Raw genomic sequence first — 21,757 nt, 5'->3', positions numbered from 1 at the left:
TTGGCCGAAGGCCAGCGGTCAGGTGTTGACGGTTGCCGTTTCCTACGGCGCTGTCTGAGTGCGCCGACTATCCATTGGTCTTTGAAGCTGGAAAAGTATGCCCTTTACGGGTATGTTTAGGAGTGCCGGCCATGGATGTCTACAAGCGAAGGGAGTTTGCCCGCTGGCAACTCAAGGAGTGCGTACCAGACCACCTGCGCTGCCGCGCTGTCCTGGAAATGCAGAGTGGGCTGGTTGACGCGAGCCTTGGTTGCTTGCTGTTCAAGAAACGTGTTGCGGGCCTGTGCAGCGGCAAGCGGGGAGGCTACCGAACACCGCTGTCGGCTCGCATCGGCAGTCGCTACGTGTTCCTTCATGGGTTCGCCAAGAGCGACATGGCCAATGTCACGCCGGCCGAGCAGAAAGCGCTTCAGTTCGCCGGCAGGGTCTTTCTGAAATTGTCACCCCACGCCCTGGCCAAGGCATTGGGTTGTGGCGTATTGATGGAGGTCCACTGTGACCAGCAAGCTCATTGAATCACTACGCGTCGACCTCTCGGACCTCGAGCAGGAAGGTGCCGTCGGCAAGGTCACGTTGCGCGACTTCGAGGCGATCTGTCCGGCCCCGGTGCGGGCATTCAGCGCCCAGGACATCCGCCACCTGCGCGAAGCGCTGAACTTCAGCCAACCGGTGTTCGCCCTCCACCTGCACACCAGCGCATCGACGATACGCAAGTGGGAGCAGGGCGAAACACGCCCGGCAGGGCCCGCCTTGAAGCTACTGAACATCATTGCCGACAAGGGGCTGCAGGCCATCCTCTGAAGCAGGGTTGTCAGCCCAGCGCCTCGCGCAACCGGTACCACAGCATGCCCAGCGCCAGCAGAGGCGAGCGCAGTGCCTTGCCGCCGGGGAAGGTCAGGTGCGGCACCGCGCTGAACACGTCGAACCCCTGGCTGTGCTCGGTGGCGATGGCCTCGGCGAGCAGCTTCGCGGTCCAGTGGGTGACGTTCAGGCCATGCCCGGAATAGCCCTGGGCATAGAACACGTTGGGGTGCTGGCCGAGGCGGCCGACCTGGGGGAAACGGTTGGCGGTGATGCCGATCATGCCGCCCCACTGGTAGTCCAGGCGCACCTCGGCCAGTTGCGGGAACACCTTGAGCACCTTGGGCCGCATGTAGGCGCCGATGTCCTTGGGGTCGCGCCCGGAATAGTGGCAGGCGCCGCCGAACAGCAGGCGGCGGTCGGCGGTCAGGCGGTAGTAGTCCAGCCCCACCTTCTGGTCGCACAGCGCCATGTTCCTTGGGATCAGCGTACGCGCCAGGGACTCGGGCAAGGGCTCGGTGGCCACCACGTAGCTGCCGGCCGGCAGCACCTTGCCGCACAGGCGTGGTTCCAGTTCGTCGAGATGAGCGTTGCAACCCAGGATCAGGCTCTGGGCGCGCACCTTGCCCCGGGCAGTGTGCAGCGTCACCGTTCGGCCATGCTCGATGCGCAGCACCGGGCTTTGCTCGAAGATCCGTACGCCAAGGCCGAGGGCGGCGCGGGCCTCGCCCTGGACCAGGTCGAGCGGGTGCAGGTGGCCCGAGCCCATGTCCACCAGGCCGCCGGCGTACAGGTCGCTGGCGACGATCTCGTGCATGCGATCGGGGTTGACCAGGCGGGTTTCGTGGCGATAACCCAGTTCGGCCAGGTCGCGCTGCTCGTCTTCGAAGGCGGCGAACTGGGCGGGGGTGTTGGCCAGCTCGCAGAAGCCCCAGCGCAGGTCGCATTCGATACCGTACTGCTCGATGCGATTGGCCACCAGGGCCACCGAATCGATGCCGGCCTGCTGGAGGTAGCGCACGCCGTCCTGGCCGACGTGGCGGGCGAAACCGGAGACGTCATGGCCGATGCCGCGGATCAGTTGGCCGCCGTTGCGCCCGCTGGCGCCCCAGCCGATGCGGCGCGCTTCCAGCAGGATCACCGAGAGGCCGCGCTCGGCCAGTTCCAGGGCGGCGTTGACCCCAGTCAGGCCACCGCCGACCACGCAGACATCGGCCTGCAGGTCCTGGTCGAGCGCCGGGTAGGTGGCCGTCTGGCGCGCCGAGGCGGCGTAATAGGAGGCGGTGTGTTCGTTCATCTGTGGCATGGGTGGGCTCGGCTCAGCGATTGGACTTGATCTTGCTCCAGGAGCGGGTCATCTGCCGCAGGATCGCGGGGCTCTGCATGGTCGAAACATACAGGTTGTCCAGCACGTCCTGGGGCGGATAGATCTCGGGGTTGTTCACCAGCGCCGGGTCCATGTCGGCCTTGGCATCCGGGTTGGCGTTGGCATAGCCGACCGTGGCGCTGACCTTGGCGATCACCTTGGGGTCGAGCAGGTAGTTGATGAAGGCCAGGGCCTGCTCGGGGTTCTTGGCGTCCTTGGGGATGGCCAGCAGGTCGAACCACAGGTTGCTGCCTTCCTTGGGAATGCTGTAGGCGACCTTGACACCATTGCCAGCCTCCTCGGCGCGGTGGGCGGCCTGCAGCACGTCGCCGGAATAGCCGAAGGCGATGCAGACATCACCATTGGCCAGGTCCGAGACGTACTTGGAGGAGTGGAAGTAGGTGATATAGGGGCGCAGCTCCAGCAGGCGGGCCTCGGCCTTGCGGTAGTCGTCGGCCTTCTCGCTGCGCGGGTTCATGCCCAGGTAGTTGAGGATGGCCGGGAACAGTTCGTCCGGCGAGTCCATGAACGCCACGCCGCACTGCTTGAGCTTTTTCAGGTTCTCGGCTTCGAACAGCACCGCCCAGGAATCGATCTTGTCGATGCCCAGCACCGCCTTGACCTTGTCGACGTTATAGCCGATGCCATTGGTGCCCCAGAGGTACGGTACGGCGTACTGGTTGCCCGGGTCGTTCTGCTCCAGCTGCTTGAGCAGCTGCGGGTCCAGGTGCTGCCAGTTCGGCAGCTTGCTGCGATCCAGCGGCAGGAACGCGCCGGCCTGGGCCTGGCGCGCAAGGAAATGGTTGGAGGGCACGACCACGTCGTAGCCGGTGCGCCCGGCCAGCAGCTTGCCCTCCAGGGTTTCGTTGGAATCGAACACGTCATAGACCACCTTGATCCCGCTGCTGGCCTGGAAGTCGGCCAGGGTGGTGTCACCGATGTAGTCGGTCCAGTTGTACACGCTCACCGTCGGCTGGGCCTGGACGGCGGCGCCGAACAGCAGGGCGAAGGTTGCGGGGATCAAAGCTTGCGGATAACGCATGTCGACACCTCGTTGGTCTTGTTCTTCGAATTCGGTGGTGTAGGGGCTGGTTTGCAGCCCATCACCGGCAAGCCGGTTCCCACAGCAATGGTGTTGCTGGTGTGGGAGCGGGCTTGTCAGTGAAGGGGGGCACGGTACCCCCAAGGCGGATCACACGCTGAGCAGCAGGAACTCCCGCTCCCACGAGCTGATGACGCGCTTGAAGTTCTCATGCTCGGCACGCTTGACCGCAACATAGCCCTGGACGAATTGCTGCCCCAGGTACTGCTGGACCTTTTCGCAGTCTTCCATGTGCTGCAGCGCATCTTCGATGGTGATCGGCAGGCGCAGATTGCGTCGCTCGTAGGCGCGGCCCTGCACCGGGGCGCTGGGCTCGAGTTTTTCGACCATGCCGATATAGCCGCACAACAGGCTCGCGGCGATGGCCAGGTAGGGGTTGGCGTCGGCGCCCGGCAGGCGGTTCTCCACGCGCATCGCTTCGGGGCTGGAGGTCGGCACGCGCAGCCCGGCGGTGCGGTTTTCCTCGCCCCACTCGACGTTCACCGGCGCCGAGGTGTCGGGCAGGAAACGACGGAACGAGTTGACGTTCGGCGCGAACATCGGCAGCAGCTTGGGAATGTATTTTTGCAGGCCGCCGATATGGTGCAGGAACAGCTCGCTCATGCTGCCGTCGTCATTGGCGAAGATCGGCTTGCCGGTGGCGATGTCGACCACGCTCTGGTGCAGGTGCATGGCGCTGCCCGGCTCGTCGGTGATCGGCTTGGCCATGAAGGTGGCGGTGACGTTGTGCTTGAGCGCCGCCTCGCGCATCGTGCGTTTGAACACGGTGATCTGGTCGGCCAGGTCCAGGGCGTCGCCGTGTCGGAAGTTGATCTCCATTTGCGCCGGGCCGTCCTCGTGGATCAGCGTGTCCAGGTCCAGGCCCTGGATTTCGCACCAGTCGTAGACGTCCTCGAACAACGGGTCGAATTCGTTGGCGGCATCGATGGAGAATGACTGGCGGCCACTCTCGGCGCGACCCGAGCGGCCCAGCGGCACCTGCAAAGGCAAGTCCGGGTCTTCGCAGCGCTGGGTCAGGTAGAACTCCATCTCCGGCGCGACGATCGGTTGCCAGCCCTTGTCGGCATACAGCTTGAGGACCTTCTTCAGCACGTTGCGCGGCGACAGCTCGATGGGGTTGCCCTGCTTGTCGAAGGTGTCGTGGATGACGATCGCGGTCGGTTCGATGGCCCACGGGATCTGGTACACCGCCGTGGGATCGGGGCGGCAGACCATGTCGATGTCGGCGGCGTCGAGCAGGCTGTAATAGATGTCGTCGTCGACGTAGTCGCCGGTGACGGTCTGCAGCAGCACGCTCTCCGGCAGGCGCATGCCGCGCTCGTGGAGGAACTTGGCGGTCGGGGCGATCTTGCCGCGGGCGATGCCGGTCAGGTCGCTGATCACGCATTCGACTTCGGTGATCCGGTGTTCTTTCAGCCAGGTGGACAGCTGATCGAAGGGGGCGTTCATACAAACCTCTTGGTTGGGTAGTTGTGGTGGGACGCAAGGCGTTCATCGCCGCAGGGCACTTCCCACAGGTGACGCTGAGGACTATCTTGGTCGCAGCCTACGCGGCGATCTATCCACTTTTTTCGACAAGCAATGCACCAAAAGAGTGCATCTAGGACAGCGCGTGACAACGCCAACCGCCTTGCAGGTCCAGGATTACCGCACCACCGATGTGACCGAACAGACCCGCGCCACCCCTGGCTGGCAGCAGCAATACCGGCAGATGTCCCCCGGGCATTTCAACGGTCAGTTGCGCTGGCTTGGCCTCGATGGCGTGGAGGTGTACGAGGAGCGCCTGAATACCCGGGTCGAGCAATTCTTTCGCGCGCCCAGCGGCGCCCTGGCGTTCTGCTTCGACCGCAGCGAAAACAGCCTCTATCTACTCAACGAAGACAGCCGCAATATCTGGATCACCCCGGAGAACTACCAGGAGGTGGCGGTGGTGTTCGAGCAGCCGTTTTTGGCCAGCCATGGCCTCGACCTGGAACGCCTGCGCGGCTTGTTCATGGTGCCACTGAGCTGCCAGCAAAATGCTTTGTTCGGCAACTGGCTGAGCGCCACGCTGACCCGCTTGGGCCAGGCCGATTGCCCGCTGGAAGGCGGGGCGTTGGGCGAGCAGTTGCTGGAGGACTGCCTGTTCATCCTCGACAACGCCGGACAGCATCTGCAGGGGGATGCGTTGGGGCGGCGCGACGAGGAACGGGCGATCATGCGTCGGGTCAGCGAGTGGGCCGCCGACTGCCCCGACGAAACCCTCAATCTGCTGCAGTTGGCCAAGGTTGCCGGTGTTTCCGTGCGTCAGTTGCAGCAAGCCTTCAAGGGTTTCACCAATCTGCCACCGGCGCAGTGGTTGCGCCTGCGTCGTCTGAACGGCGCGCGGCGTGACCTGCTGGTGGGGGACGCGACCGTTGCCGAGGTGGCGATGCGTTGGTCGTTCTGGCACCTGGGGCGGTTTTCCGAAAGCTATCGGCAGCTGTTTCACGAACTGCCCAGTGAGACGCTTCGGCGCGGCAGGGGCTGACCGGCCGGCAGCGCGCTCGCGGTTTCGAAGTTCTTGCCCCCGCTCGGCAGCGGGGGCAAGCCGCCAGATCAGTTGCGATCCAGCCACACCGTCTGGGCATTGGTGAACTCGCGCACGCCGAAGTGCGACAGCTCGCGGCCAAAGCCACTTTTCTTCACGCCACCGAACGCCACACGGGGGTCGGATGCGCAGTAGCCGTTGATGAACACGCCGCCGGTGTCCAGCGTAGCGGTCATGCGCTCGGCCAAGGCGTAGTCGGCGGTGTAGATGGTCGCGGCCAGGCCGAACTCGCTGTCGTTGGCCAGCGCCACCGCGTGCTCGGCGTCACGAGCGCTGATGATCGCCGCCACCGGGCCGAACAGCTCCTGTTTGAACGCGGTCATGTCCGGAGTGACGTTGGCGAACACGGTCGGCTCGTAGAAGTTGGCCGCGCCTTCGACCTTCTTGCCCCCCAGCAGCAGGGTGGCGCCTTCGGCAAGGGTTGCCTGGACCTGGCCATCGAGTTCATCGCGCAAGTCGTAGCGTGCCATCGGGCCGATGTAGGTGGCGTCGTCCAGCGGATTGCCGATGGTCAGCGCACGGGTGGCCTCGACGAACTTGTGGGTGAACGCCTCGACAATGCTTTCTTCGACGATCAGGCGCTTGGCGGCGGCGCAGACCTGGCCGGTGTTCTGGTAGCGGCCAATCACGGCGGCCTTCACGGCAGCATCGAGGTCGGCATCGGCTAGTACGATGAACGGATCGGAGCCGCCCAGCTCCAGCACGCACTTCTTAAGCGCCGCACCGGCCTGCGCGCCAATGGCCATGCCGGCGCGCACGCTACCGGTGAGGGTGATAGCGGCGATGCGCGGGTCGTTGATGGCGCGGGTGACGCCTTCGGGGGTGACATTGATCACCTCGAATACGCCTTCAGGCAGGCCGGCGCGCTTGAACAGGTCGGCCAGCAGGTAGGCGCTGCCCATTACGTTGGGCGCGTGTTTGAGCACATAGGTATTGCCCGCCAGCAGCGCCGGTACCGCGCCGCGCAGCACCTGCCAGACCGGGAAGTTCCATGGCATCACGGCGAGGATCGGGCCCAGCGGGCGGTATTCGATGCGGGCTTTTTCGATCTGGGTCGGCTCCGGCGCCAGCATGGCCGGACCGTGCTCGGCGTACCACTGGCACAGGCCGACACATTTGCTGACTTCGCCACGTGCCTGGCTGATCGGCTTGCCGATCTCGCGGGCGATCATCTGGGCGAAGACTTCGGCGTTGGCCTGCAGGGCCCGCCCGAGCTCGACCAGGTACTCGCTGCGCTGACCCAGCGACACGTTGCGCCACTGGTTGTAGCCGGCCTTGGCACGTTGCAGCGCCGCGTCAAGTGCGGCGTCGGTGTCGAAGGCGTAGTGGCCGATCCGTTCGCCGCTATAGGGGTCGACGGAGATGGCGTGGGTCAGGCTGCTGATCTCGCTCATGGCAGGACTCTCGTTGTTTTGATCGGATGAGCCCAGACTAGGGGTGGCGCGCTTTAATGAAAACTGAATAATAATGAGCGAAACATTCACGTTTGGAGAATGATCGTGGACCTGGTGCAACTCGAGATGTTCAAGGCCGTGGCCGAGCACGGCAGCATCAGCGCCGCCGCCCAGCAGATCCATCGGGTACCGTCGAACCTGACCACCCGCATCAAGCAGTTGGAGGAAGACCTGGGCGTCGAGCTGTTCATTCGCGAGAAAAGCCGCCTGCGCCTGTCGCCGGCCGGCTGGAACTTCCTTGAATACACCCGGCGCATCCTCGACCTGGTGCACGAGGCGCGGTTGACCGTGGCGGGCGAGGATCCCCAGGGCACCTTCGCCCTGGGTTCGCTGGAGAGCACCGCGGCGGTGCGCATCCCGGCCTTGCTGGCGGCGTACAACCAGCGCTACCCCAAGGTCGACCTGGACCTGTCCACCGGCCCGTCGGGGACCATGCTCGAAGGCGTGCTGTCCGGACGCCTGGTGGCGGCCTTCGTCGATGGCCCGGTGCTGCACCCGACGCTCGAGGGCATGCCGGTGTTCGAGGAAGAGATGATGGTCATCGCGCCGCTGAACCACCCGCCGGTCAGCCGCGCCCGTGATGTCAACGGGTCGAGCATCTACGCGTTCCGCGCCAACTGCTCGTACCGCCACCATTTCGAGAGCTGGTTCGTCCACGACCAGGCGGTGCCGGGCAAGATCCACGAAATGGAGTCGTACCACGGCATGCTCGCCTGCGTCAGTGCCGGCGCGGGTCTGGCGATGATGCCGCGCAGCATGCTTGACAGCATGCCGGGGTGCAGCACGGTTAGCGCCTGGCCGATGGCCGAGGACTTCCGCTACCTGAAGACCTGGCTGGTGTGGCGGCGGGGCACGGTGTCGCGCAGTTTGAGCATGTTCATCAAGCTGCTCGAAGAGCGTCGTGAGCTGCCCGCGCCCTGATGGACTAACGGTGCGCGGCGATGCGAATCCCTGCCTCGGAAGCAACCCCAGAAGCAGAACGGCATCCGCTACCTACAAGGCGGTATTGGCCAGGACGAGGCCAATGCCCTGCGCCGCACGCCCGGCTATGACCTGCATATCACCCTCTCGACGGAAGCGGACGGCAAGTTCCAGAGCGGTGCTGCGCTGGATATCCAGTCGGCCCAGGGGCAATCGGTGCTGGCGCTACAGGACGTGGGGCCGCTGATCTTCGTGCAGTTGCCTGCGGGGCACTACCGGGTGATCGGCAATGCCGATGGCCGGACCGTGCAGCAGCAGGTGACGGTGGACGGCAAGGCGCCGGCGCGGGTTGATCTGAACTGGCGCTGAAAGCTAGCCCTTTCAAGGTGTTTTGGGCGCTAGGCGATTGACCGAGTGAGGGCTACCACGTATCCGCCGTCAGGCTTGCACCGCCTATCAGATCGAGCGCCGCGCGGGCGGCGCTCGATCTGATAGGCGCAGGAGGCTTCGCGGCGAACAAGAAGAGGCAAAATACGAATGAACCCTTGAATGGAACGCAGTGTCCTTAGCCAATAGTGGCAAATTACTTTCCACTTTCTGTTCATTCGGACAATAATCGAAGAAGTATTACCACTTGTAACCCGGTTGGATGTGCCGGGTCGCCGGTGCATAACGAGGGGCGCAGACCCCACTTGCCCGCAGGTACGCGCAACATCGCGGGCCTGCCCGTGAAGACCATCAGGAGAAGTCATTTAATGAAGACCCATCTCGCCACAGCGTTGGTTGTCGCCGTATTGGCATGCGCTGGCGCCAATCTGGCCCAGGCCGCCCAAGTATCCGGTGCCGTGGGCGCCACTAGCCAGGGTGACATGACCTACCGTATCGGGTTGTCGTTCGACTGGGATAAGAAATGGCTGGAAAGCAGCACTGGTCACCTGACCGGTTACTGGGACGCGGCCTACACCTACTGGGAAGGCGGGGAGGCCAGCGGCGCCCACTCGCTGTCGTTCAGCCCGGTGTTCGTCTATGAATTCAGTGGCTTTACCTATACCCCGTTCATCGAGGCCGGTATCGGTCTGGCGGCATTCTCCAAGACCGACGTGGGGGACCAGCGCCTGGGGTCGTCGGTGAACTTCGAGGACCGGATCGGTTTCGGCCTGAAGCTGCCGGCGGAGCAGAAGATCGGCATTCGCGCCATGCATTATTCCAACGCCGGGTTGAAGCAGCCTAACGATGGGATCGAGTCGTACTCGCTGTTCTACAGCAAAGCCTTCTGAACCGGGCAAGCCCGCTCCTGCCGCGAGGGAGCGGGCTTTAGTCGTTAACGCACGGCCTTGATCGCCAGCACATTGCACAGCGGGTGCTCCAGCACATGCGCCGTGGTGCCGCCGAGAAATGCCTGCAAGGCATCGTGCCGATGGTTGCCCATGACGATCACATCCACCCGGTGGTCGGCGATGTACTGGGTGATCGCCTTGACCGCCGGTCCTTCGAGGAAGTGGCGGCGCTGCAGGTCGATCTGGTAGTGGTCGCCCAGGCGGTTGAACGCCGTGCGCTGGGCCGTGCGCACGCTGGTGTCGAAACCTGGCATGGTCACGGTCCCGGCGCCGAAATCGGCGATATGGGTCCTGGCCGCATCGCATACGTGCAACAGGTGCAGCTCGGCGTCGCACTGCAGGGCCAGGGCGTGGGCGCTACGGATCACCTGGTCGTCCAGGTGTTCGCCCGTGCCATGGCTGTTGAGGTCGACCGCCGCGGCGATCTGTCGGGGCAGGGGCAAGCGGATATCGCTGACCAGGTGCACCGCCACCGGGCTGTCCTTGAGCAGTTGCCAGTCCAGCGGTGTCACCAGCAGGCGCTTGAGGATGGGTTCATGCTGCACGTCCTTGACCAGCAGGTCGCAGCCCAGGCGCTCGACCTGCTCCAGCAGGCTGCCCAACGGGTCGCGGGTCAACAGCAGTTCGGTGGAGACATCCAGGCCGGCATTGCGCAGTTGCTCGGCCTCGTCAGCCAGCCACTGGCGGTTGTCCTCGAGCAAGCGTTCGCGTTCGCGGCCGTCGCTCATCAGGCCGAAGGTGTCGACATCGTCGACGAAGACGTTGAGATCCAGCAGGGCCCCGCTGGATTCGGCCAGCGCCGCGGCGCGCTGCAGGGCAGGCGTATGGCGCATCTGCGGGCCGAGCATGACCAACAATCGCTTGAACTGGCTCATCTCACACCTCCACGTGTGGCAGCCCCCTGTTCAGTCTAGACCCGCCGCCGATGAAATCCCGTGGAGCGACGGCGGGTCGTCTTTCAGTGCGGCGCGCGTGGGATGGTCTTGAGCAGGTCTTCCGGGCTGATGTGCCCAACCACCTGGGCCACTGCGCTGCCCGGGGTCGGCAGGTCGATGATGTGGCTCTTCATCTTGCCGATCACATGCATCTCGCAGGGTTTGCAGTCGAACTTCAGGGTCAGCACCTCGTCACCCTGGATCAGCTGCATCGGCGCCACCTTGGTGCGTACGCCGGTCACGCCCTTGGCCTGCTTGGGGCACAGGTTGAAGGAGAAGCGCAGGCAGTGCTTGGTGATCATCACCGGCACTTCGCCGTGCTCTTCATGGGCCTCGTAGGCCGCGTCGATCAGCTGCACGCCGTGGCGGTGGTAGAAGTCGCGGGCCTTCTGGTTGTAGACGTTGGCCAGGAACGACAGGTGCGACTCCGGATACACCGGCGGTGGCGTGGTCTCGGCCTTGCGTCCGCCACGCGGGTGCGCCTTGACCCGGGCTTCGGTCAGCGCCTCGATGGCTTCGCGGCGCAGGGCCTTGAGCTGCGAGTTGGGGATGAAGTAAGCCTGCGGGGCATCGAGCTCGATGGCCGTGGCGTGGTACATCGTGGTCCCCAGCTGGCCGAGCAGGTCGTGCAGTTGGTCCAGGGCCTGCTGTGGCTTGTTGGCTGCACCGAACGGCCCGTCCAGGGCCACTTGCACACTGACACCCTCTTCACTGCTGAGGGTGAGCATCAGGCGCTGTTCGCGCAGTACCGCATGCCACTCGACACCCACCCGACGCTCGGCGGAGGTGCGCTGCAGCGCCTGCTGCCAGTTGTGGTCGAGGTTGCGCGACAGCGGGTGGTTGGGGCGTAGCTTGTACAGGCCCTCGGGCATCTCGTTGGGCTCGACACGGTAGCGGTAGCGCTTCTGGCCGTCTTCCTCGGATTCGCTCTTGAGTTCGGCGATGTTGGCGCGAAAGCCCACGACTTCACGCTTGACCAGCACATTGAGGCCGTCGCCGTTTGTCAGCGGCACATCGGTGGCCACCAGCAAGTCGCGTTTGCCGACTTTCTCCACCACGCCGACCGGCAGGCCGGTGAAGGTCGGCGAGTCGAAGGCGCCGATGTCGATCTTGCGATCACTGACGAAGTAGTCGGTGCTGCCGCGGTGGAAGGTCTTGTCCGGGTCCGGCACGAAGAAGTGTTCGGTACGCCCACTCGAGGCGCGGGCCAGCTCGGGGCGGTCCTCGAGGATGGCGTCGAGCTCCTTGCGGTAGTGGGCGGTGATGTTCTTCACGTAGGCCACGTCCTTGTAGCGGCCCTCGATCTTGAACGAGCGCACGCCGGCATCGACCAGGTCGCGCAGGTTGGCGGTCTGGTTGTTGTCCTTCATCGACAGCAGGTGCTTCTCGAAGGCCACCACGCGGCCCTGGTCGTCCTTGAGGGTATACGGCAGGCGGCAGGCCTGGGAGCAGTCGCCACGGTTGGCGCTGCGACCGGTCTGGGCGTGGGAGATGTTGCACTGGCCGGAGAAGGCCACGCACAGCGCGCCGTGGATGAAGAACTCGATGGCCGCGTCTGTCTCGGCGGCGATGGCGCGGATCTGCTGCAGGTTCAGCTCGCGGGCCAGCACCAGCTGGGAGAAACCGGCCTGGTCGAGGAACTTGGCCCGCTCCAGGGTGCGGATGTCGGTCTGGGTGCTGGCGTGCAGCTCGATCGGCGGGATATCCAGCTCCATCACCCCCAGGTCCTGCACGATCAGCGCATCGACACCGGCGTCGTACAGCTGGTGGATCAGCTTGCGCGCAGGCTCCAGCTCGTTGTCGTGGAGGATGGTGTTGATGGTGGTAAATACGCGGGCATGGTAGCGCCGGGCGAACTCCACCAGTTCGGCGATATCGCTGACCTCGTTGCAGGCGTTGTGGCGCGCGCCGAAGCTCGGGCCGCCGATGTAGATGGCGTCGGCGCCGTGCAGGATCGCTTCGCGGGCGATGCTCACGTCACGGGCAGGGCTGAGCAGTTCCAGGTGGTGCTTTGGAAGGGACATGTCGTTATAGGTTCGGGCTGTCACGGTAAGGCGGGCATTGTAACGGTGAATCGGGGCGGGGGCATCCATAACTGATGAACTTGCCCAAACGGTGGTAGTGGGCCTGGCATTTTTGTCAGTTATGCGTGCGGCGCGGTGGTGATAGCGTTGGGCCCAAAATCTTTCTGCGAAAGGTTATGCGATGACTTCCAACCGTTTGGCTGTGATCGACCAGCAGCGATCAGTGTTGGGGAGTTCCAGCCTGCCTAGGGCTTACACGCCGTATGGGGCGGTTTCTGATAAGCGTGGAGCAGTTTTGGCCTATTGCGGCCAGGCCCGTGACTCACTGACAGGCCATTACCACCTGGGCAATGGGCATCGGACCTTTAATCCTTTGCTGATGCGGTTTAACTCGCCCGATCGATTGAGTCCGTTTGCGGTGGGGGGCTTGAATGTCTACGCGTACTGCATGGGTGACCCTGTTAACCGGAACGATCCAACGGGGCGTGTCGCGACGTTGAACGTGGCGTTGTACACGGCTGGCGGGTATGCGTCAGGGAAGTTGCATGAGCACTTGCTGACCCTTTGGAACATGTTCAGTTACAACGTGGACAGAGCCAAGGCACTGACGCTAGATCCAGCAGCGGCCAGGGATCTACCGGCGCTTTCCAAAAGGGATGTAGGACAAGCTGTACTCGGCGCTGTGACCAGTACTGTTGCATTTGCTGTTGCGGCAGGCGGTACGTACAACGAGCTTCAGATGAGTGCCAAGGCTGTCGACATCATTCCAGCTGCCCCTGGCGTATCTGATCCGGTTGGGGAAATCGTTCTACCGGTGCTCAATCTTCTGACCGCTGGTGCCTCCAAAATGAGCGATGCCATGGCTGGGGACTTGAGTGGGAAGTATAAAGAACTTGCTCGCAAGGGGTCAGAGAAAGTCCAGGAGTTGAACGCCAGAGGGGCGTCTATAAGACAACCTGATGGTGCCTCACAAGGAAGACGAGCTAGTCGGACGAGCACCCTGACTACTAGTTCGGTTTGAGGGGCACGCCGCCTGACAAGCAGATGCAGTTGGCAGGCGGCGTAGTGCAAGAAAAGTCGACTTGAGGCGATCAGCCCTTGGCCGCCATCGCCGTCACTTCCACACGCATCCCCTCGAACGCCAGCGCAGCCACGCCCACCGCCGCGCGCACCGGCCATGGCTTCTTGAAGAACCGCTGGTACACCTCGTTGAACGCCGCCCGGTCGGCCATGTCGGTCAGGTAGATGGTCAGGTGCAGTACCCGGTCCATCGAGCTGCCGGCGCGCTCCAGGGCGACCTTGAGCGCCTGCAGGGTGCATTCGCACTGGGTGGTGATATCGCCCAGCTCTAGGCTGCCGTCGGCCTGCACGGGGATCTGGGTGCTGACCAGGATGCCGTTGTACTCGGCAACGTCCGAGGAGATCGAGTCGGCGTCCGGGTCGGGGGTGTAGATAATGTCGGTGTTTGCCATGGGGGTTCGCCTTGCAACGGAAGGAAACCGCCAAGCCTACGCGAGCGGGCTGAACAGGTCGAGGCGTGGCGGCCGGTCGCGGGTATTTGAAATGCGTGCCGCGGGCGGTCAGAATCGCGCCCCGACCCGGCCACTGGCGCCGGGCCCAGGTTGTCAGAAGAGGCTTGCGTTGAACGAACACACATTGTCCATGCGTCTGGAACGGGTGGCCGCCCATGTGCCGGCCGGGGCGCGCCTGGCCGATATCGGCTCGGACCATGGCTACCTGCCGGTGGCGCTGGCGCGCCGCGCTGCGATTGTCGCGGCGGTGGCCGGCGAGGTGGCGCTCACGCCCTACGAGGCTGCACGACGCACCGTGCGCGAGAACGGCCTGGAGGATCGCATCACCGTGCGTCATGCCAACGGCCTTGCGGCCATCGAACCGGGTGACGGCATCACCGCGATCACCCTCTGCGGCATGGGCGGCGAGACCATTCGCGATATTCTCGAGGCCGGCAAACAGCACTTGGGCGGGCACGAGCGCCTGGTCCTGCAACCCAACGGCGGCGAGCCGGCGTTGCGCCAGTGGCTGATGGACAACGACTACCGGATCGTCGGTGAGGAAGTGCTGCGGGAAAACCGTTTCGACTACGAGATCATCGTCGCCGAACGTGCCGACGCGGTCACCTACACGGCTGAGGAGCTGTATTTTGGTCCGCTGCTGATGCAGGCGCGTAGCCCGGCCTTCCTGTTCAAATGGCAGCGTATGCTGCGTCAGAAGCAACAGACCCTGGCCAACTTCGCCCGGGCACGTCAACCGGTGCCCGAGGACAAGCTGCGGGAGATGACCCGCCAGGCACGCTGGATCAGCGACCTGCTGGCTTGAGGCCTCTTACTTGGGGTTGACCACGCTGGCTGGCACCTTAAGCACCAGCACACCCCCAAGCACGATGGCCACGGCCAGTACCTGCAGGGCCAGGCCCGGGTTGGCGGTGCTGTCGCGCATCCAGCCGATCAGGTAGGGCGCGGCGAACGAGGCGATGCTGCCGAACGAGCTGATCATGGCGATACCGGCGGCCTGGGCGCCACCTGCCAGGAACGCCGGCGGCAGTTGCCAGAACATCGGCAGGGCGGCGCTGGCGCCCATGCCGGCAACCACCAGCCCGGTCATCACCAGCAAGGCATTGCCCGGTGCCGAGCCGGCCAGGGCGATACCGGCGGCGGCCATCAGCAGCGGCGCGCACAGGTGCCAGCGGCGTTCGCGCCGGCGGTCCGAGGAGCGCCCGCAACCGAGCATGAACAGGCACCCGGCCAGGTAGGGGATGGCGCTGAGCAGGCCGACCTGGCCGTCGCTGCCGATGCCGGCGCCGTGGATCAAGCTGGGCATCCAGAAGGCCAGGGTGTTGACCGCCAACATCACCGCGAAATACACCGTCACCAGCAACCAGACCTGCGCGTTGCCGAACAGGCCGCGCAGCGAGCTGATGGGTTTGTGCCGCTCCTCGCCGGTCATTTCTTCGCGTAATGCGCGCTTTTGCCCGGCATCGAGCCAAGCGACCTGCTCGAAGCTGTCCGGCAGGCACTTGAGCACCACCAGTCCGAGCAGCACCACCGGCAGGCCCTCTATCAGGAACATCCATTGCCAGCCGCGCAGGCCGCCCTGGTCGTGAAAGGCCTGGAGGATACCGCCGGACAACGGCCCCCCGACCACCCCGGCGAGGGGCACGGCAATGGCGAACAACGCGGTGACTTGCGCGCGCCGCCGCGCAGGGTACCAGCGGTTGAGCACCACGAGGATGCCAGGGAAAAAGCCCGCTTCGGCCACCCCCAGCAGAAACCGCAAGGTATAGAAGCCGGCAGCGTCCTGCACCCACATCATGCCGGTGGACAACAGGCCCCAGACCACCATCAGGGTGGCGATCCAGCGCCGCGGCCCGATTCGCTCCAGGGCCAGGTTGCTGGGCACGCCGAACAGCGCGTAGGCGATGAAGAACAGGCCGGCGCCCAGGCCGTAGACCGTGTCGGAAAAGCCCAGGTCGGCGCTCATCTGCATCTTGGCGAAGCCGATATTGATGCGATCCAGATGGGCGAACAGGTAGCACACCAGCAGCAGCGGCATCAGCCGCCAGGTGATGCGGGCATGGGTGGCGTCGCAGGCGCGCACGGGCGTGGCCGTGGAGGTATCGATCGTATTCATGGTCCGGGACGTTCTTGTTGTTGTCCCGGCAGATCATGCGGCGGTGTCGCGGGCGGGCAAATGCACTTTCAGCAAGATGGCTGGTATTTTTCCCTGTGCTTAGAGCTGCGAGCAGTTGCCCATTTGCCGGTAGTCGACTTCGCGGGTCTGGCCCTGGTGGTCGACGTAGACCATGTGCGCGGTGCCCACCTGGCAGTCGGCGTCGTTGCTGGCCGGGGTGATCGAGATGACTTTGGCGATGTCCAGCGGCATGCCGTATTCGTAGGTGCTGGCGGTGGTGTCGGCCAATGCGCCAAACGAGGCGAGGGTGGCGCTCAGGGCGAGCAGGGCGATGGAACGGTTCATGACAGGGTCCTCATTCAGTGCGGATAACCTAATGATCCATTCATTTGTGTTTCACAATAAATGGGCTATCCCGTGATAGATTGTTGCCTTTCATGTATGAATGAGGGTGTCGGCCCATGGACATGCTGCATGCGATGCGAACCTTCGCCCGGGTAGTTGAATGCGGCAGCTTCGCCGCGGCGGCCCAGGCCCTGGACATTTCGGCGGCGCAGGTGTCGCGGATCGTCGCGGAGCTTGAGAATCAGCTGCAGACCCGCCTGCTGCACCGCACCACCCGGCGCTTGCGCATGAGCGAGGCGGGGGAGCGGTTTCTGGAGCGTACCCGACAGATCATGCTGCTCACCGAGGAGGCGGTGGACGAGGCCCGTGGCGCCCACCTCACGCCTCGCGGCCACTTGCGTTTTCATTGCACCCATGGCCTGGGCTTGCTGATGATGCCGCTGGTGGCGCGCTACAACGCCACTTGCCCGGAAGTGGTGATGGAACTGACCCTGTCGCAGCGCAACCCCGACCCGCTGGCCGAGGGGCATGATGTGGTGATCACCATCGGACAGGGGCTGCCGGATTCGCAACTGATCGCTATCCCGCTGGGCAGCATCCACAGCATTCTCTGCGCCTCCCCCGAGTACCTGGCCCGCCACGGCGTGCCCGAGCGGCCTGAGGACCTGCATGAGCATGTCTGCCTGCGCACGGTCGACCCGCTGTTCGAGGAGGACTGGTCGTTCGAGGGGCATTCCGACAGCTGTGTGATCGTGCCCCAGGACACCTTCCTCACCAACGTCGCCGACGCCATGCTCAAGGCCACCGAGCTGGGCATGGGGGTGGGTCTGTTGCCTTACTATTCGGCCAGCCAGGCCATGGAGGAGGGGCGCCTGTGCCGGTTGCTGGCGCCGCATCGGCTGCGCCAACGGGAGATCTACGCGATCTACCCGTCGCGGCATTTTCTGGACGCCAAGGTGCGCACCTGGCTGGATTTTCTCAAGGAACAACTGCCGCTGCTGTTTGCCGAGCATCAGCGAGTGGCGGATGAGCCCCGCTACTGGCGTTGACAGACAGTCGGGTCAACGGCTGTCCTGATCCTCGGCGCTGCCGCCCGACGCTCCAGCCCCGGAGCCTGTGGCTTCACCGGTGCTGTTGGAGCCACCGGCAGCGCCGTCGGCAGCATCGGAATCGGTGCCGGTGTCACTGCTGTCGTTGTCCTTGCTGCCACCGGGGCTGTTGACGCTACCGCCGTCACCGGCAGTCTTGCCCTGGTCGGTTGAGCGTTCGGTGTGGCTGCCGCCACCGTTCATGTCGGTTGCCGCAAGGCTCAGGGTGGCGCCGCTACCAAGCAGCAGAGCCAGCAACAAGGCGAGGGGACGTGGATTGGCCATGATGAATCTCCTGTCGGATGACGTGTCATGGTTGGGCCGCCACAGCCGCGCCAAGGTGCCCGTCAAGCGACGGGCGGTCCTTGGTATGAGCGGTCAGTGCGCCTCGGGACGCGGCGCCTGCTGGCCATGCGTGGTGTCCATCGCCTCCAGCGTCGGGTGCTCCTGGGCCGCGTGCATCAGGTCCTCGGTCACCCGCAGCTCCGCGCCGGTCGGCGAGAAGGTCGCGGTCGGCGCGAAGGGCGCCGGGTGCTCCGGTGCCGGGCGCTTGCCACGGCGCCAGAGGAAGAAACCGACCATTGTCAGATTGATGGCAGCAAAGGCCCAGAACAAACCGGCCTCGCCGTAGGCGGTCATCATCGGTGAAATGGCCAGCGGCGCCATGGCCGAGCCCAGCGAGTTGATCAACAGCAGCCCCTGGATCATCGGCACCAGCGCGTCGGCCGGGGCACGGTCGGCGGCGCTGCTGACGGCCACTGGATACAGCGCGAACACACCGCCGCCGAGCAGGAACAGCAGTGCTGGCAGCAGCACGGTGTCGGCCGGCAGCAGCACGATCAGCACCGACAGCACGGTGCACAGGGCGGCCAGGGCGATCAGCACGTCCTGGCGGTCCTTGCGATCCGACCAGCGCCCGACCGGGTACTGCAGCAGCATGGCGCCAAGGATCACCCAGGCCATCATGTCGCCGACCTTGCCCACATCCAGGCCGATGCGTTGCAGGTACAGCGGCAGCAGGGCGTAGATCCCGGCGATGGCGACCCCCGAGCCGAAGCAGCCGACCAGCCCGGTCGGCGCCACACCCAGCAATTGCCGCGGCTTGAGCGGCTCCACCTGGTCCAGCAGCGGCGATACCCGTGGCAGGATCACGATCGGCAGCACCGACAGCGTGGCGAGCATGCCGGCAACCATGAACGGCGCGGTCTCGCCCCAGCCGGTGACTTCGCCCAGGCCAGCCTGGGCGATCACCCCGGCGCCATAGAAGGCGATCATGTACAGCGCCAGGAGGCGCCCACGGATCTTGGCGTCGCCGGCCAGCAGCAGCCAGCTCTCGATCACCAGGAACACCCCGACCGCGGCCCAGCCGTTGATCAGGCGCAGGGCGAACCACCAGGTGGTGTCGTAGAACAGGCCCTGCAGCAGGATGGTCGCGCCGATCAGGGCGGCGAAGCTGCTGTAGGCGCGGATGTGGCCGATGCGCAGGATCAGGCGGTCGTTGAAGATCGCCCCCAGGGTCAGGCCGATAAAGTAGGCCGAGGAGACTACGCCGATAGTGGTCGCCGATTCGCCGGCGGCGCCCAGGCGCAGGGTGGTCAGGGAAGACAGCACGCCATTGCCCAGGGCAATGATGAACAGGCCGAGCAGGGGTGCCAGCGCCATCGCCAGCAAACGCACAGACATAGTTACCTCAAGGTTGAAAAGAGCTCAGATGCGCCTTTTCGGCTGCACGGGCCGGGTCGTGGCGCGGTGCAGTGCGACCTGGGCGGGCTGCGACCTTGGCAAGATTCAACCGCAGACCTGATAGAGGCAGGCCAGGCGGGGGCGGTTGAGCCTGTTGCACATGCGCGATGTGATGAGGCGTGAACGCTGTCTTTGCGGGCGGTTGCCACCGGCTGGGGCGACGGGCGAAAAGGAGGCGGGATTTTAAGGCCTGTGCAGGATTTGCCAAGTAGCAAAAGGCTGCGACGAGTAGCCGCAGGTGCGTCAGCCCAGCCGCTTCGCCGTCAACAGCAGGGATTGCGGTACCTGGCTCTGCGGATGCTGCGGTTCCTGCAACGCCAGCAGGCCGAACCCGGCCAGTTCCAGCGCTTTGAGCCAGCTGCCCAAGGTGCGGAAGTACCAGGGCATGGGGCGCCAGTCACCGGCAAAACCGGCGAACGACTCCTCGCGCCAGCCATCCTGGTAGTGGCCGGCGGCGGCCGTCCACGGGTGCAGGGTCTGGATCAGCAGCGTGCCGCCGGGCAGCAGCAAGGCCCGCATGGCGCAGAGCAGGGGGATGATGTCCTGTTGCAGGAGGGCGAAATTGGCGCACACCAGGTCATAGCCGTGGCCGATGTCCACCGTGCCTTCGGCCAGTTGCCGGTAGCTGGCCAGGTGAACCTGCGGTGAGCCCGCCGAGTGCGCGGCGGCAACCAGCGTCCCATCGCCATCCACACCGACCGCGTCGATGCCTCTCGCCGCCAGGGCCCGCAGCAACCAGCCCTCGCCGCAGCCGAGGTCGAGCACCCGGGCAGGCTGACGTGCGAGCACGGCGAGCAGTATCGCCTGGTCGGTGACCTCGCGGCGGGAGGCGATGGTGCCGGAGCGTACGGCCTCGATCCAGGCCTGGGCGTTGTGCCGCCAGCTGTCCAGCAGGGGATCGGTGGTGGTGGGCATGGTCAGGTTCGATGAAGGTGGGTGGCTTCAGCATAGGACAGCCTTGTATCCGAGGCCCTTTGCTCTGCACACTGGCGCACCTGCGAAGGAGCATGGCACTTGCGAAAGCGGATTTCACCACGCGCCTGCTGGTCGATGCCGGTATCGGCCCTGGCATGCGCGTGCTCGACGTTGGATGCGGCAGCGGCGATGTGAGCTGGCTGCTGGCTCACCTGGTGGACGGAGATGGAGCGGTGGTCGGCGTTGACCAGGCGGTGGGCGCCCTGGAAATCGCGCGCCAGCGCGAGACACCCAAGGGCGCGGCGGTACCTGAGTTCGTGCAGGCTGACCTGCAGGCACTGCCCGAGTCCCTGGGGTTGTTCGACGCCATCGTCGGGCGTCGGGTGCTGATGTACCAGGCGGAGCCGGTCAAGGCCCTGCGCCTGTTGGCCCGGCACCTGCTGCCCGGTGGGCTGATGGTGTTCCAGGAGCATGACGGCAGTCTCACCCCGGCCAGCCTGGAGCCCTTCCCGTTGCATCACAAGGCCCAGCAATGGCTGTAACGGATGCTGGCCCACGAGGGGGCGGACCTGCATATCGGTTTCAACCTGCATCGGCTGTTCAGCGAGGCGGGGCTGGCGGTCGAGGACCTGCGCGCCGAGTGCCTGGTGCAGACACCCGACAGTGCCTACCCCTTGGCCGATATCGTTCGCGCCTGCCTGCCGCGGATCATCGCCCATGGCGTGGCTACGGCCAGGCAGGTCGGGATCGATACGCTGCACGCGCGACTGGAGGCCGAGCGACTTCAGTCGCGGGGCATCTACATAGGCGACATGGCCTTTGGCATCTGTGCGCGCAAGCGCTGAACAATGTGTTTATTTGAACAAGGAGATATCGGATGGCGCAGTACACCGCACAAGTGACCTGGAACCGTGACGGGCAGGATTTTCTCGGTAACCGCTACAGCCGGCGGCATGTATGGCGTTTCGATGGTGGGGTGGAAGTGCCGGGCTCTTCCTCGCCCCATGTGGTGCCGTTGCCGATGTCGGATGCCTCGGCGGTGGATCCTGAGGAGGCGTTTGTCGCGGCGTTGTCGAGTTGCCACATGCTGTGGTTCCTGTCCCTGGCGGCCAAGCGGCGGTTTTGTGTCGAGCGGTATGTTGATGATGCCTTGGGGGTGATGGGGGTCGACGAGGCAGGGCGCATGGCCATGACCGTGGTGACCTTGCGGCCGGTGGTCGAATTTTCCGGGGAGCGGCGGCCTGGGGTTGAGGAGTTGGAGCGGTTGCATCATATGGCGCATGAGGCGTGTTTTATTGCCAACTCGGTGAAGACTGAGGTTCGGTGTGAGCCGGTGGTTTCTGGGTGAGATATTGATTGTTGATTGTTTAGAAAGTTGTATGCGCATTCATTTGCGATGTTGACGCTTATTCACCTTTCCGCCCTTACGGCGGGTTACTTAATGAGATGGTCACCCCGGCACCCTGCGAGGCGTACGCTTTCGCAGGGTGCTTTTACTTCGGAGACCGT

At 64.6% G+C, this 21,757-nt stretch carries 23 protein-coding genes and 1 pseudogene; 12 read left to right on the top strand and 12 right to left on the bottom strand.

Going from position 1 to position 21,757, the window contains the following annotated elements; translation table 11 throughout:
- The first annotated feature begins 131 nt into the window (after window positions 1-131).
- Together AC25M7_RS03635 and AC25M7_RS03630 are read left to right on the top strand one after the other, a co-directional pair.
- Window positions 132-515, top strand: coding sequence for a type II toxin-antitoxin system RelE/ParE family toxin (locus tag AC25M7_RS03635; RefSeq protein ID WP_232853291.1), 384 nt, complete (start codon window positions 132-134; stop codon window positions 513-515).
- Window positions 496-801: a helix-turn-helix domain-containing protein gene (locus AC25M7_RS03630; RefSeq protein ID WP_486970735.1), complete on the top strand. Its 306-nt coding sequence runs from the start codon at window positions 496-498 to the stop codon at window positions 799-801. Before AC25M7_RS03635 ends, AC25M7_RS03630 begins: the two co-directional genes overlap by 20 nt.
- A gap of 10 nt (window positions 802-811) precedes the next feature.
- Here the strand turns inward: AC25M7_RS03630 and AC25M7_RS03625 are convergent, their stop codons facing one another.
- The 3 genes from AC25M7_RS03625 to AC25M7_RS03615 all read right to left on the bottom strand — a co-directional run bounded on the left by AC25M7_RS03625 (window position 812) and on the right by AC25M7_RS03615 (window position 4,718).
- Window positions 812-2,107, bottom strand: coding sequence for an NAD(P)/FAD-dependent oxidoreductase (locus AC25M7_RS03625; protein WP_182322702.1), 1,296 nt, complete (start codon window positions 2,105-2,107; stop codon window positions 812-814).
- Window positions 2,108-2,120: 13 nt separating this feature from the next.
- A complete protein-coding gene (locus AC25M7_RS03620; RefSeq protein ID WP_028689490.1) occupies window positions 2,121-3,209 on the bottom strand; it encodes a polyamine ABC transporter substrate-binding protein in 1,089 nt (362 codons plus the stop codon).
- A gap of 150 nt (window positions 3,210-3,359) precedes the next feature.
- Window positions 3,360-4,718, bottom strand: coding sequence for a glutamine synthetase family protein (locus AC25M7_RS03615; RefSeq protein ID WP_028689491.1), 1,359 nt, complete (start codon window positions 4,716-4,718; stop codon window positions 3,360-3,362).
- 163 nt (window positions 4,719-4,881) lie between these two features.
- Here AC25M7_RS03615 and AC25M7_RS03610 point away from each other — a divergent pair, with 163 nt between their 5' ends.
- Window positions 4,882-5,778 carry a helix-turn-helix domain-containing protein gene (locus AC25M7_RS03610; RefSeq protein ID WP_028689492.1) on the top strand — a complete coding sequence of 299 codons (897 nt, stop codon included), beginning with the start codon at window positions 4,882-4,884 and terminating at the stop codon, window positions 5,776-5,778.
- Between the two features lie 68 nt (window positions 5,779-5,846).
- On the opposite strand, the gene AC25M7_RS03605 is transcribed toward AC25M7_RS03610, so the two are convergent.
- Window positions 5,847-7,232 carry an aldehyde dehydrogenase family protein gene (locus AC25M7_RS03605; protein WP_028689493.1) on the bottom strand — a complete coding sequence of 462 codons (1,386 nt, stop codon included), beginning with the start codon at window positions 7,230-7,232 and terminating at the stop codon, window positions 5,847-5,849.
- A 105-nt stretch (window positions 7,233-7,337) separates the two neighbouring features.
- On the opposite strand from AC25M7_RS03605, the gene ptrR reads away from it, so the two are divergent.
- From ptrR to AC25M7_RS03590, 3 genes and pseudogenes are all read left to right on the top strand, one after another.
- On the top strand, window positions 7,338-8,213 hold the full coding sequence (gene ptrR / locus AC25M7_RS03600; RefSeq protein WP_028689494.1) for a putrescine utilization regulator PtrR: 876 nt from the start codon (window positions 7,338-7,340) through the stop codon (window positions 8,211-8,213).
- Window positions 8,214-8,255: 42 nt separating this feature from the next.
- Window positions 8,256-8,582, top strand: a pseudogene (locus AC25M7_RS03595) (carboxypeptidase regulatory-like domain-containing protein); the annotation flags it as partial.
- Window positions 8,583-8,968: 386 nt separating this feature from the next.
- Entirely contained in the window at window positions 8,969-9,490 is a 522-nt protein-coding gene (locus tag AC25M7_RS03590) for an acyloxyacyl hydrolase (RefSeq protein WP_062361827.1), read from the top strand.
- A 44-nt stretch (window positions 9,491-9,534) separates the two neighbouring features.
- Here AC25M7_RS03590 and AC25M7_RS03585 read toward each other — a convergent pair whose 3' ends face one another.
- Together AC25M7_RS03585 and AC25M7_RS03580 are read right to left on the bottom strand one after the other, a co-directional pair.
- Window positions 9,535-10,425, bottom strand: coding sequence for a universal stress protein (locus AC25M7_RS03585; protein ID WP_241411121.1), 891 nt, complete (start codon window positions 10,423-10,425; stop codon window positions 9,535-9,537).
- Between the two features lie 83 nt (window positions 10,426-10,508).
- Window positions 10,509-12,509 carry a peptidase U32 family protein gene (locus AC25M7_RS03580; protein ID WP_028689497.1) on the bottom strand — a complete coding sequence of 667 codons (2,001 nt, stop codon included), beginning with the start codon at window positions 12,507-12,509 and terminating at the stop codon, window positions 10,509-10,511.
- 181 nt (window positions 12,510-12,690) lie between these two features.
- Here AC25M7_RS03580 and AC25M7_RS03575 point away from each other — a divergent pair, with 181 nt between their 5' ends.
- A complete protein-coding gene (locus AC25M7_RS03575) occupies window positions 12,691-13,530 on the top strand; it encodes an RHS repeat-associated core domain-containing protein (protein WP_082750456.1) in 840 nt (279 codons plus the stop codon).
- 70 nt (window positions 13,531-13,600) lie between these two features.
- On the opposite strand, the gene AC25M7_RS03570 is transcribed toward AC25M7_RS03575, so the two are convergent.
- Window positions 13,601-13,981, bottom strand: coding sequence for a RidA family protein (locus tag AC25M7_RS03570; protein WP_028689498.1), 381 nt, complete (start codon window positions 13,979-13,981; stop codon window positions 13,601-13,603).
- Between the two features lie 169 nt (window positions 13,982-14,150).
- Between AC25M7_RS03570 and AC25M7_RS03565 the strand changes: the two genes are divergently transcribed.
- Window positions 14,151-14,846, top strand: coding sequence for a tRNA (adenine(22)-N(1))-methyltransferase (locus AC25M7_RS03565; RefSeq protein WP_028689499.1), 696 nt, complete (start codon window positions 14,151-14,153; stop codon window positions 14,844-14,846).
- Between the two features lie 6 nt (window positions 14,847-14,852).
- On the opposite strand, the gene AC25M7_RS03560 is transcribed toward AC25M7_RS03565, so the two are convergent.
- Together AC25M7_RS03560 and AC25M7_RS03555 are read right to left on the bottom strand one after the other, a co-directional pair.
- A complete protein-coding gene (locus tag AC25M7_RS03560) occupies window positions 14,853-16,157 on the bottom strand; it encodes an MFS transporter (RefSeq protein WP_028689500.1) in 1,305 nt (434 codons plus the stop codon).
- Window positions 16,158-16,256: 99 nt separating this feature from the next.
- Complete coding sequence (locus tag AC25M7_RS03555; protein ID WP_028689501.1) at window positions 16,257-16,502, bottom strand: DUF2790 domain-containing protein; 246 nt, start codon at window positions 16,500-16,502, stop codon at window positions 16,257-16,259.
- Window positions 16,503-16,618: 116 nt separating this feature from the next.
- On the opposite strand from AC25M7_RS03555, the gene AC25M7_RS03550 reads away from it, so the two are divergent.
- Entirely contained in the window at window positions 16,619-17,551 is a 933-nt protein-coding gene (locus AC25M7_RS03550; RefSeq protein WP_028689502.1) for a LysR family transcriptional regulator, read from the top strand.
- 12 nt (window positions 17,552-17,563) lie between these two features.
- Here AC25M7_RS03550 and AC25M7_RS03545 read toward each other — a convergent pair whose 3' ends face one another.
- The 3 genes from AC25M7_RS03545 to AC25M7_RS03535 all read right to left on the bottom strand — a co-directional run bounded on the left by AC25M7_RS03545 (window position 17,564) and on the right by AC25M7_RS03535 (window position 20,248).
- Window positions 17,564-17,875 carry a hypothetical protein gene (locus AC25M7_RS03545; RefSeq protein ID WP_486970734.1) on the bottom strand — a complete coding sequence of 104 codons (312 nt, stop codon included), beginning with the start codon at window positions 17,873-17,875 and terminating at the stop codon, window positions 17,564-17,566.
- A 93-nt stretch (window positions 17,876-17,968) separates the two neighbouring features.
- Window positions 17,969-19,273 (bottom strand): MFS transporter, encoded by a 1,305-nt coding sequence (locus AC25M7_RS03540; protein WP_028689504.1) that lies wholly within the window; start codon window positions 19,271-19,273, stop codon window positions 17,969-17,971.
- A gap of 303 nt (window positions 19,274-19,576) precedes the next feature.
- Entirely contained in the window at window positions 19,577-20,248 is a 672-nt protein-coding gene (locus AC25M7_RS03535) for a class I SAM-dependent methyltransferase (RefSeq protein WP_486970733.1), read from the bottom strand.
- 92 nt (window positions 20,249-20,340) lie between these two features.
- On the opposite strand from AC25M7_RS03535, the gene AC25M7_RS03530 reads away from it, so the two are divergent.
- The 3 genes from AC25M7_RS03530 to AC25M7_RS03520 are packed head-to-tail and all read left to right on the top strand — an operon-like array spanning window position 20,341 to window position 21,596.
- The gene (locus AC25M7_RS03530) at window positions 20,341-20,790 is read left to right on the top strand and encodes a class I SAM-dependent methyltransferase (RefSeq protein ID WP_486970732.1); all 450 of its coding nucleotides are present in this window, start codon (window positions 20,341-20,343) and stop codon (window positions 20,788-20,790) included.
- Between the two features lie 3 nt (window positions 20,791-20,793).
- A complete protein-coding gene (locus AC25M7_RS03525) occupies window positions 20,794-21,093 on the top strand; it encodes a hypothetical protein (RefSeq protein ID WP_486970731.1) in 300 nt (99 codons plus the stop codon).
- A gap of 32 nt (window positions 21,094-21,125) precedes the next feature.
- Complete coding sequence (locus AC25M7_RS03520; RefSeq protein WP_182322715.1) at window positions 21,126-21,596, top strand: OsmC family protein; 471 nt, start codon at window positions 21,126-21,128, stop codon at window positions 21,594-21,596.
- The last annotated feature ends 161 nt before the right edge of the window (window positions 21,597-21,757 follow it).

Source organism: Pseudomonas sp. P106(2024), assembly GCF_057480815.1.
This window is presented reverse-complemented; position numbering and strand designations above follow the sequence as displayed.

Excerpts from the sequence above, each read along its gene's own strand:
- AC25M7_RS03635 (WP_232853291.1), top strand. The coding sequence starts at position 132 with ATGGATGTCTACAAGCGAAGGGAGTTTGCCCGCTGGCAACTCAAGGAG.
- AC25M7_RS03625 (WP_182322702.1), bottom strand. The coding sequence starts at position 2,107 with ATGCCACAGATGAACGAACACACCGCCTCCTATTACGCCGCCTCGGCG.
- AC25M7_RS03620 (WP_028689490.1), bottom strand. The coding sequence starts at position 3,209 with ATGCGTTATCCGCAAGCTTTGATCCCCGCAACCTTCGCCCTGCTGTTC.
- AC25M7_RS03615 (WP_028689491.1), bottom strand. The coding sequence starts at position 4,718 with ATGAACGCCCCCTTCGATCAGCTGTCCACCTGGCTGAAAGAACACCGG.
- AC25M7_RS03605 (WP_028689493.1), bottom strand. The coding sequence starts at position 7,232 with ATGAGCGAGATCAGCAGCCTGACCCACGCCATCTCCGTCGACCCCTAT.
- AC25M7_RS03590 (WP_062361827.1), top strand. The coding sequence starts at position 8,969 with ATGAAGACCCATCTCGCCACAGCGTTGGTTGTCGCCGTATTGGCATGC.
- AC25M7_RS03585 (WP_241411121.1), bottom strand. The coding sequence starts at position 10,425 with ATGAGCCAGTTCAAGCGATTGTTGGTCATGCTCGGCCCGCAGATGCGC.
- AC25M7_RS03580 (WP_028689497.1), bottom strand. The coding sequence starts at position 12,509 with ATGTCCCTTCCAAAGCACCACCTGGAACTGCTCAGCCCTGCCCGTGAC.
- AC25M7_RS03575 (WP_082750456.1), top strand. The coding sequence starts at position 12,691 with ATGACTTCCAACCGTTTGGCTGTGATCGACCAGCAGCGATCAGTGTTG.
- AC25M7_RS03570 (WP_028689498.1), bottom strand. The coding sequence starts at position 13,981 with ATGGCAAACACCGACATTATCTACACCCCCGACCCGGACGCCGACTCG.
- AC25M7_RS03560 (WP_028689500.1), bottom strand. The coding sequence starts at position 16,157 with ATGAATACGATCGATACCTCCACGGCCACGCCCGTGCGCGCCTGCGAC.
- AC25M7_RS03555 (WP_028689501.1), bottom strand. The coding sequence starts at position 16,502 with ATGAACCGTTCCATCGCCCTGCTCGCCCTGAGCGCCACCCTCGCCTCG.
- AC25M7_RS03550 (WP_028689502.1), top strand. The coding sequence starts at position 16,619 with ATGGACATGCTGCATGCGATGCGAACCTTCGCCCGGGTAGTTGAATGC.
- AC25M7_RS03545 (WP_486970734.1), bottom strand. The coding sequence starts at position 17,875 with ATGGCCAATCCACGTCCCCTCGCCTTGTTGCTGGCTCTGCTGCTTGGT.
- AC25M7_RS03540 (WP_028689504.1), bottom strand. The coding sequence starts at position 19,273 with ATGTCTGTGCGTTTGCTGGCGATGGCGCTGGCACCCCTGCTCGGCCTG.
- AC25M7_RS03535 (WP_486970733.1), bottom strand. The coding sequence starts at position 20,248 with ATGCCCACCACCACCGATCCCCTGCTGGACAGCTGGCGGCACAACGCC.
- AC25M7_RS03530 (WP_486970732.1), top strand. The coding sequence starts at position 20,341 with ATGGCACTTGCGAAAGCGGATTTCACCACGCGCCTGCTGGTCGATGCC.
- AC25M7_RS03525 (WP_486970731.1), top strand. The coding sequence starts at position 20,794 with ATGCTGGCCCACGAGGGGGCGGACCTGCATATCGGTTTCAACCTGCAT.
- AC25M7_RS03520 (WP_182322715.1), top strand. The coding sequence starts at position 21,126 with ATGGCGCAGTACACCGCACAAGTGACCTGGAACCGTGACGGGCAGGAT.